Source organism: Microbacterium jejuense (genome assembly GCF_019511665.1).
Lineage (GTDB): Bacteria > Actinomycetota > Actinomycetes > Actinomycetales > Microbacteriaceae > Microbacterium > Microbacterium jejuense_A.
In genome coordinates, this window is sequence record NZ_JAEUAW010000029.1 from 1 (window position 1) to 8368 (window position 8368).

Genomic DNA, 8368 nt, shown 5'->3' on the forward strand with positions numbered 1-8368 from the left:
GAAGCTAAGCCTCTCAGCGCCGATGGTACTGCAGGGGAGACCCTGTGGGAGAGTAGGACACCGCCGGACACCCATTCACGGAATGGCCACCCACACCCTGGGTGGCCATTCCGCGTTAACCCACCACCGCGCCAGGGTATTTTTGAACCTGGTGCAACGACGGGAGGGCGATGATGCCGGACTTCTCTCCGGGCACGGTCGCGATCGTCGGCGACGGCCGGATGGGCCGCGCGCTGGCACGGTCCCTCCGCGAGGCCGGCGTCGAGGTGCGTGGCCCTCTCGGCCGCGGGACGACCGGCGAGGGCGCCGATGTCGTGCTGCTGGCCGTTCCGGATTCCGAGATCGCGGCGGCTGCGGCATCCCTCGCTCCGGGTGCTCTTGTCGGACACGTGTCAGGCGCGACGACGCTCGCACCGCTCGCGCCGCACCGGGCCTTCAGCATTCACCCACTCATGACGGTCACCGCCGCGAATGTGGACTTCGCCGGTGTGCCGGCGGCCATCGCGGGCTCGGACGCCGGTGCCCTCGCGGCGGCCCGCGGCCTGGCGACGCTGCTCGGGCTCCGTCCGTTCGAGATCGGAGACACCGACCGCGCCGCGTACCACGCGGCGGCGTCCATCGCGTCGAACTTCCTCGTGACGCTCGAGGCGTTCGCGGCCGAGATGGCGGCGACCGCCGGCATCCCGCGGTCCGCCCTGGTTCCGCTCGTCCAGGCGACGGTGACGAACTGGCAGGATGCCGGCGCCGCCGCACTGACCGGGCCGATCGCACGTGGTGACGACGACACCGTCGCCCGTCAGCGTGCAGCCGTGGCGGAGCGGCTGCCGCACCGCGTGCCGCTGTTCGACGCCCTCTCCGACGCCACCCGAGAGCTCGCCCGCACCGTCTCGGAGCCGGCCGCATGATCGTCGCCCGCACCGTCGCCGACCTGCGCGAGGCGCTGCGCAGCCGTCGCAGCGACGGTCCCGTCGGACTCGTGCCCACGATGGGTGCGCTCCACGAGGGACACGCCTCGCTGCTGCGCGCCGCGCGCGCGAACGACTCGACGGTCGTCATGTCGATCTTCGTCAACCCCACGCAGTTCAACGAGCAGGCCGACCTCGCCGCCTATCCGCGCACAGAGGAGGCCGACCTCGCGCTCGCTGATGCCGAAGGCGTCGACATCGTGTTCGCGCCCGATGCTGCCGAGGTCTACCCCGACGGGTTCGCCACGACGGTCTCGGTGTCGGGCCCCATCGCAGAGACGCTCGAGGGCGCCGAGCGCGGGCGTGCGCACTTCGACGGCGTCGCGACCGTCGTCACGAAGCTGCTGCTCGCCGCACTCCCCGATCACGCGTACTTCGGCGCGAAGGACGCGCAGCAGGTCGCGGTGATCCGGCGGCTCGTCGCCGACCTCGGCATTCCGGTTCAGCTGGTCGTGTGCCCCACGTCACGTGACGCCGATGGACTCGCTCGGTCGAGCCGCAACACGCGTCTGACTCCGGACGAGCGGTCGCGTGCCCTCGCGATTCCTCGCGCCCTGGAGGCCGTGAAGGATGCCGCCGCCCACGGTGTCACCGATACCGGGGCGCTGCGCGCCCGGGCCGTCGGCGAACTCGAGGCTGCCGGCATCCATCCCGAATACGTCGCATTCGTCGACCCTGAGACCTTCGCCCCTGTCGCCGCCGTCGACGCCCCCGTGCTCGTCGCGATCGCGGCGCGCGTCGGCGCCACCCGGTTGATCGACAACACCGTCCTAGGAGGTGCGTGATGGCCGCGAAGGTCACCCTGCAACGGCTCGCCGAGATGAAGGCGCAGCGCGAGCCCATCGTCATGGTCACCGCGTACGACTACCCGACCGCTCGCACGGCCGAGCGGGCCGACGTCGACATGGTGCTCGTCGGCGACTCCGGTGCCCAGGTGGTGCTCGGGCATGACTCCACCGTCGCGGTGACGGTCGACGAGATGCTCGTGCTCGCGGGTGCCGTGCGCCGCGGCGTGCAGACCGCGTTCGTCGTCGCGGACCTGCCGTTCGGGTCGACCGAGGTGTCGGATTCGCAGGCCGTCGCCACCGCCGTGCGCTTCGTGAAAGAGGCCGGCGCCGACGCCGTCAAGCTCGAGGGTGGAGGCGAGGCGCGGCTGTCGCGTATCCGTGCGATCGCCGACGCCGGCATCCCGGTCGTCGCGCACGTCGGCCTCACTCCCCAGACGGCGGTCGCGCTGGGCGGGCTGCGCGCGCAGGGACGCACCGCCGACTCCGCCGCCCGCGTCGTGCGCGAGGCTCTCGCGGTTCAGGATGCCGGGGCGAGCGTGCTCGTCATCGAGGCGGTGCCCGCCGACGTGACGGCCGTCGTGCTGCCGCGGCTGCGGATCCCCGTCATCGGGATCGGCGCCGGGCCCGCCGACGGCCAGGTGCTGGTGATGCACGACCTGCTCGGCATCACCGAGGGCAGGACGGCGGCGTTCGTCAAGCGCTACGGCACCGTCGGAGCCGACATGGTGGCAGGCGTCGCGGAGTACGCGCGCGAGGTGCGCAGCGGCGCGTTCCCCGCCGCCGAGCACGTGTACTCCGCGACAGAGGAAGCCGTCGACGCCGCCCGGTCGGCGCTGGGCGACCGCGAGGACTGAGTCGGGCGTCGGCTCGCACCACCGGGATGCCGGGCGCCGGAGTCCGGGGGCGTTTGTATCACTTTACCGACACAACTTGTGCTAGAACAGAGGCACAAGTTCTGGAGGGCCCATGGTGCATCACTTCGGCTGGACGCCGATCGACCTCGTCGGTGCGGCGTTCTCGTTGCCGCTCGTATCGCTGGGCCTCGCCGGCCTGATCGTCGTCGGCATGCGGGTCCTCGCGCGGGCGCGCCACGCGACGCGTGGCTCCGCGGCGAGCTCGGTGGCCGCGCGGTACGTGCCGGAGCGGCGCACGCTCGGTATCGCGGCAATCGCGGTGATCGTGTTGTTCGCTGGGCAGGACGTGATCCTGGGCTACGTCATCGAACTCTCGGACGCGATCGCCTGGTGGCGATACGCCACGCCGGTGTGGTCGGCGTGTGTGGCGATCGTGGTCGTGTGGGGTGTCGTTCTCGTGCACGGGACGACGCCGCCCGAGTCGCCGACCCTGTCGGGCACGCGGCGCACCTGCCTCGGTTTCGGACCGCGCATCGGACTCATCGGTGCCGCCGCGGCGCTCGTCGCCCTCGTAGCGACGACGGTCGCCGCGGGGATCACGTCGTCGCCGGATGGCCAGGGGCAGTGGGTGTGGCTCGTGATCCCAGTGCCCAACGAGGCGCAGATCGACCCGGTCCGCGTCGTCTTCTACGGCTGGGCGTACGGCGTGCCGGTGCTCGTCGCCGCGGCGGCTCTGGTCGCTTCGACGTGGGTGGCACTGCGGGGGAACGCGATGCGTCCCTACCTCCGACCTGACACGGTGACACAAGAAGGAGTGGCACGGCGCAGCGGCGCGCGCGGGATCGTCAGACTGGCGACCGCGGGCCTGCTGCTCGCGCTGGCCGGTGCGTGGCGTCTCATCGGCGACGCCGGATCGGCGGGGAGCCTCACGATCCTCGGCGTGAACGAGGGGCGCCCGTACGAAGCCGCGTGGCAGTATGCGGAGTTCGCTCTCGACGCGCGGTGGGGTGCGCCGGTCCTCGAGATCGTCGCGTTCGTCCTGCTGCTGCTCGTCGGGACGGGTCTGCTCGGCGCGCGTCGCGCCCCGCTCGTGCCACTGCCCGTGGTGCCCGAGGCCGTCGGGGCCGAGGCGGTGCGATGACAGCGCAGCCGATTCTCGCCGCGACCGATGAGACGAGTCCCGCGCTCGACATCTACCGGCAGTTCCGTGGGCTCATCGTGTCCGGACAGCTCGGCGCGAACGAGCGGCTGCCGACGGTGCGTCAGACCGCCAGCGATCTGGGAGTCGCCCCAGGCACGGCGGCGCGTGCGTACAAGCTGCTCGAACAGGACGGCCTCGTCGTCACGCGCACCGCGGCGGGCACCCGCGTCGCGCCCTCCGCTGCCGTGCTGCCCGGGTCAGTGCTGCGACGGGTGCGCGACCTCGTCGCCGCGGCGGCTGCGGCGGGCGCCGAGCCTGAGGACGTGATCGACGTCGTGCGCCTCGTCTGGCGCGCGACTGCGGAGGGCCACGCTGGCACTACCTCGTGAGTCGGCGCGGTGCTGCAGCCCTGAGACAAGGCGATGCCGCGACCTTGGCCGTGCGGCATCCGCGACCGGTCTCCGGAGGCCTGCGCGGGCGGCCCGGAACCGGGCTCAGCCGTCCGTCCGGGCATGGGTCGATGTCCGACGTTCATGCTAGGAGCGGGGGAGAACAAAGCGCAGATCAACCAGGAAAAACAGTTGCACATCGTAACTATGTTCGATACTATCGACGCATGACGGATCCCTTCGCTGGCGTGGACGCGGCACTGGCTGCGGCTCGCGACGCGTGGGTGTCGGCGCACAGCGGCGGAGGGCTCGCCGACGGGGTGGAGGGGGCTCCGCTGGCCGCATTGAACGCGGCGATGGGGGTGCTTCGTCGTCACGTAGAGGCGGTGCACGCCGAGGTCGCCGCTGAAGTGGCCAGGGCGTCACGCGTCGAGCTCGGCAACGCGGGGCTGGCGAAGAAGCAGGGCTTCCGCACGCCGGCCTCGATGATCGCCGCCTCGACGGGCGTGAGCGTCGGCGACGCCGCCCGACTGGTCGCGGTCGGCGAGGCGACGGCTCCGCGCCCGACGCTGACCGGTGCCGACGCTCCCGCGAAGCACCCCGAAGTGGCTGCCGCGCTGAAGGGCGGCCGGCTGAGCGTCGCCGGAGCTGCGGCGATCGTGGGCATGCTGGATCGCGTCGCACTGCGCACCACACCCGACGTCCTGGCGCAGGCGGAGTGCACCGTCGTGGCGCAGGCTGCGGGGCTCGGACTGGACCAGTTGAACCGGATCCTCCAGCGGGCGGAGGCGTGGCTCGATCCGGACGGCGCGGAGCCGCGCGAGGACGAGCTTCGCAAGGAGCGCGCACTGCATCTCCGCCGCGACCGCTCGGGTGCGATCGTGCTCAACGCTCGCTTCGACCCCGAGACCGGAGCGCCGATCGTCACCGCGATCGAGGCCGTGGTCGGCGCGCAGCTGCGCGCACGGGGTGATGGAACCGGTTCACTCCTCGCCGAGGACGACCGCACGATCCCCCAGCTGCAGGCCGACGCGCTGGCCGCGATGTGCCGCCACGCCCTGGACTGCGATGCTCCTGAGGTTCCGACGGGCGGAACGACGGTCGTGGTGCGCATCGATCTGGACGCACTGACGACCGGAGACGGGTTCGGCGTGATCGACGGCATCGACCAGCCTGTATCGGCGGCGACTGTGCGACGCCTGGCCGCCGACGCCCGCATCATTCCATGCGTGCTCGGCGGCGACAGTGAGATCCTCGATTTCGGGCGCGCCCGCCGTCTGTTCAGCCCCGCCCAGAAGCTCGCGCTCGTCGAACGTGACGGTGGGTGTGCCGGATGCGGCCTCCCGCCCGGCATGACGCAGGTGCATCACCTCCGATGGTGGACGAGGGATGCCGGTCCCACCGACCTCGACAACGGCATCCTGCTGTGCACCAGATGTCATCATCGCGTCCACGACGATGGATGGGAGATCCGAATCGACGGCACGGGCGTGAGAGCGCGGGTGTGGTTCATCCCACCCGCCCACGTCGATCCCACGCGTACGGCGCGTCTCGGAGGACGAGCCCGGTACGACTACGCCCTGAGCGCCTGAGCGCCTGAGCGCCTGATCGCCTGAGCGCCTGAGCGCCTGAGCGCGAGCGGCCGCGACAGGTCAGGTCGGGAAGGCGAACCAGATCCCCACCGCGATCGCGGCGAGGGCGATGAGCGAGAGGCCGACGATCACGCGTATCGCCACGTCGGGCCATCGAAGTCGCACGTCGACGGTGGCGACGCGGGCACGCGTCGCGACGAACACCGCGACGCTCATGATCGCGAACGTCGTCGCGAATGCGACGATCAGCACTGCTGGCACGGCACCTCCATTGGCCCGTTTTGGTAGACCCTACCCGCTCTCGGCCCGAATGGGCTCATGAAGCCGCGCCTGTGGAGAGTGGATGCCGGGCCGCCGGCATCCACGATCTCGATGTCATGTCTGTCGAAACGCATAACCTCCGCTTGGAGGTTTCTGCTAGGGTGACTGCGGGCAGCAAGGATGCCCTGCGATTCGTGCACGAAAGGAAGGTCGACGTGGCCCTGCCAGAAGCCTCGGTTCAGCTCTACACACTCGCTGCGGAGTTCACCGCAGACATGAAGGGATCGCTCGACAAGCTCGCCGCGATCGGACTGCGCAACGTCGAGGCGTTCGACTTCGTGCGTCGCCCCGACGAGATCCGTGCCGCCCTCGACGCGTCGGGCCTGGTCTCGCCGACCGGCCACGCGCCGCTGCTGTCGGATGAGCTGTGGACGCCCGACGGCTCGATCCCCACGCCCTCGCCCGAGGTCGTCTTCGAGGCGGCCGCGAAGGTCGGCATGAAGACGGTCATCGACCCGTTCGTCGCGCCTGAGCGCTGGGCCACCCTCGAGGGCGTGACCGACATCGCCGACCGCCTCAACCGCCTCGCCGACACGGCGGCGACCTTCGGCCTCGAGGTCGGGTACCACAACCACGCGCAGGAGTTCATCGCCGACTTCGACGGCAAGACCGCCTACGAGCACTTCGTCTCGATCACCGACGAGCGCGTCGTGCTCGAGCTCGACCTGTACTGGGCGCTCGTCGGCGGCCAGGACGTCGTGGGACTCGTCTCGCGCCTGGGCGACCGCCTCGCCGCGGCGCACGTCAAGGACGGCATCGCACCCGAGAGCAACCCGTTCGCGCCGGGTGCCGAGTCGTTCGGATCCGACACGCTGGACCAGCGCCGCGCCGGTGAGGGAGAGGTTCCGCTCGCCGACGCGCTGCGTGCGGCATCCGCCCTCAAGTACGCCGTGATCGAGTACGACAACAACCCGGGCGACGACGTGTTCGCCGACATCGCGGCCAGCTACGCGTTCCTGATCGAGGGCGGGTTCGCCCGATGAGCGCGGTCGGCGTCGGCATCATCGGGGTCGGTGTCATCAGCGACACCTACCTCGCCAACCTCTCGTCGTTCCCGGACGTCGAGGTGCTCATCGTCGGCGACCTGCTGCTCGACCGCGCCCAGGCGCAGGCCGAGAAGTACGGAGTCCCGGCGTTCGGATCCGCCGAGGACGTGCTGGCCCACCCGGGCGTGCAGCTCGTCGTCAACCTGACGATCCCGGCTGTCCACGTCGAGGTCTCGCGCGCGGCGATCGCCGCGGGCAAGCACGTGTGGACCGAGAAGCCGCTGGGCCTCGACCGCGCGGGAGCCGCCCAGCTGCTGCGCGAAGCCGAGGAGGCGGGTCTGCGCGTCGGCTCCGCGCCCGACACGCTGCTGGGCCCCGGCTTCCAGGCGGCCCGTCGCGCGATCGAGAGCGGCACGATCGGCCGCCCGCTGTTCGCCCTCACGACGTTCCAGACGCAGGGTCCGGACCTGTGGCACCCGAGCCCGGCGTTCCTCTTCGCCAACGGCGCGGGTCCGCTGCTCGACATGGGGCCGTACTACTTCTCTGCGCTCGTGAGCCTGCTCGGCCCGGTCGACCGCGTGTCGGCCGTGGGCACCAAGGCGCGCGAGGAGCGACAGATCCACACCGGCCCGAACGCCGGCACGACGTTCCCCGTCGAGGTGCCCTCGACGATCCAGATCGTCACGGCGTTCGAGAGCGGCCAGCAGGCCCAGAGCCTGCTGAGCTTCGACTCGGCGCTGGAGCGTCACGGCGTCGTCGAGATCCACGGCACCGAGGGCACGATCGTGATCCCCGACCCGAACCAGTTCGCGGGTCGCATCGCGTATGTGAAGCCGCTCGGGGTCATCCGCGACGGCATGTCGTTCGAGCAGGAGTGGATCGAGATCGAGCACGCCGATCTCCAGGTCGGACGCGGTCTCGGCGCGCTCGACATGGTCCGCGCGATCGCCGAGGGTCGCCCGCACGTCGCGTCGGGCGAGCTCGGCTACCACGTGCTCGACGTCCTGCTGTCGGCACAGGAGTCTGCCGCGACCGGTGCGACCGTCGTGGTCGAGAGCACCGTCGCACCGGTGCCGCTCCTCCCCGAGGGCTTCGACCCCTTCGCCGCGACGCTCTGAGCATCGCCCCGCGCATACCGCGGGTCCGCCGGCCTCGTGCCGGTGGGCCCGCGGTTTCGCATCTGCTCGGGCACCCGGCATCCCGGCTCCCCCTCGTCGACGACGCACGTTCTCGCCGAGTACGCACGTTGTTCGCGCACATGACATGCGTTCTCGGCGAGAACGTGCGTTCTCGACACCAGGGGGGCGGGCGCCGGCACAGGGGCTGTTTTTT

At 71.0% G+C, this 8368-nt stretch carries 9 protein-coding genes and 1 rRNA gene; 9 read left to right on the forward strand and 1 reads right to left on the reverse strand.

The annotated features are described in order from the left end of the window. From rrf to JNB62_RS18970, 7 genes are all read left to right on the forward strand, one after another. A 5S ribosomal RNA gene (gene rrf, locus JNB62_RS19680) occupies positions 1-69 on the forward strand; the annotation flags it as partial. Positions 70-170: 101 nt separating this feature from the next. Further along, positions 171-905 carry a Rossmann-like and DUF2520 domain-containing protein gene (locus JNB62_RS18945; protein ID WP_220302444.1) on the forward strand — a complete coding sequence of 245 codons (735 nt, stop codon included), beginning with the start codon at positions 171-173 and terminating at the stop codon, positions 903-905. Next, complete coding sequence (gene panC, locus JNB62_RS18950; protein ID WP_220302445.1) at positions 902-1750, forward strand: pantoate--beta-alanine ligase; 849 nt, start codon at positions 902-904, stop codon at positions 1748-1750. Before JNB62_RS18945 ends, panC begins: the two co-directional genes overlap by 4 nt. After that, the gene (gene panB / locus JNB62_RS18955; RefSeq protein WP_220302446.1) at positions 1750-2607 is read left to right on the forward strand and encodes a 3-methyl-2-oxobutanoate hydroxymethyltransferase; all 858 of its coding nucleotides are present in this window, start codon (positions 1750-1752) and stop codon (positions 2605-2607) included. The genes panC and panB overlap by 1 nt, the downstream gene beginning before the upstream one ends. 112 nt (positions 2608-2719) lie before the next feature. Then, entirely contained in the window at positions 2720-3748 is a 1029-nt protein-coding gene (locus JNB62_RS18960) for a hypothetical protein (protein ID WP_220302447.1), read from the forward strand. Next, entirely contained in the window at positions 3745-4137 is a 393-nt protein-coding gene (locus JNB62_RS18965; RefSeq protein WP_220302448.1) for a GntR family transcriptional regulator, read from the forward strand. The genes JNB62_RS18960 and JNB62_RS18965 overlap by 4 nt, the downstream gene beginning before the upstream one ends. 227 nt (positions 4138-4364) lie before the next feature. Then, positions 4365-5729: an HNH endonuclease gene (locus tag JNB62_RS18970; RefSeq protein WP_220302449.1), complete on the forward strand. Its 1365-nt coding sequence runs from the start codon at positions 4365-4367 to the stop codon at positions 5727-5729. A gap of 60 nt (positions 5730-5789) precedes the next feature. Here the strand turns inward: JNB62_RS18970 and JNB62_RS18975 are convergent, their stop codons facing one another. Then, positions 5790-5990 carry a hypothetical protein gene (locus tag JNB62_RS18975; RefSeq protein WP_220302450.1) on the reverse strand — a complete coding sequence of 67 codons (201 nt, stop codon included), beginning with the start codon at positions 5988-5990 and terminating at the stop codon, positions 5790-5792. 215 nt (positions 5991-6205) lie between these two features. Between JNB62_RS18975 and JNB62_RS18980 the strand changes: the two genes are divergently transcribed. Continuing rightward, a complete protein-coding gene (locus tag JNB62_RS18980) occupies positions 6206-7033 on the forward strand; it encodes a sugar phosphate isomerase/epimerase family protein (RefSeq protein WP_220302451.1) in 828 nt (275 codons plus the stop codon). Then, positions 7030-8154 carry a Gfo/Idh/MocA family protein gene (locus JNB62_RS18985; RefSeq protein ID WP_220302452.1) on the forward strand — a complete coding sequence of 375 codons (1125 nt, stop codon included), beginning with the start codon at positions 7030-7032 and terminating at the stop codon, positions 8152-8154. The genes JNB62_RS18980 and JNB62_RS18985 overlap by 4 nt, the downstream gene beginning before the upstream one ends. The last annotated feature ends 214 nt before the right edge of the window (positions 8155-8368 follow it).

Excerpts from the sequence above, each read along its gene's own strand:
- JNB62_RS18945 (WP_220302444.1), top strand. The coding sequence starts at position 171 with ATGATGCCGGACTTCTCTCCGGGCACGGTCGCGATCGTCGGCGACGGC.
- panC (WP_220302445.1), top strand. The coding sequence starts at position 902 with ATGATCGTCGCCCGCACCGTCGCCGACCTGCGCGAGGCGCTGCGCAGC.
- panB (WP_220302446.1), top strand. The coding sequence starts at position 1,750 with ATGGCCGCGAAGGTCACCCTGCAACGGCTCGCCGAGATGAAGGCGCAG.
- JNB62_RS18960 (WP_220302447.1), top strand. The coding sequence starts at position 2,720 with ATGGTGCATCACTTCGGCTGGACGCCGATCGACCTCGTCGGTGCGGCG.
- JNB62_RS18965 (WP_220302448.1), top strand. The coding sequence starts at position 3,745 with ATGACAGCGCAGCCGATTCTCGCCGCGACCGATGAGACGAGTCCCGCG.
- JNB62_RS18970 (WP_220302449.1), top strand. The coding sequence starts at position 4,365 with ATGACGGATCCCTTCGCTGGCGTGGACGCGGCACTGGCTGCGGCTCGC.
- JNB62_RS18985 (WP_220302452.1), top strand. The coding sequence starts at position 7,030 with ATGAGCGCGGTCGGCGTCGGCATCATCGGGGTCGGTGTCATCAGCGAC.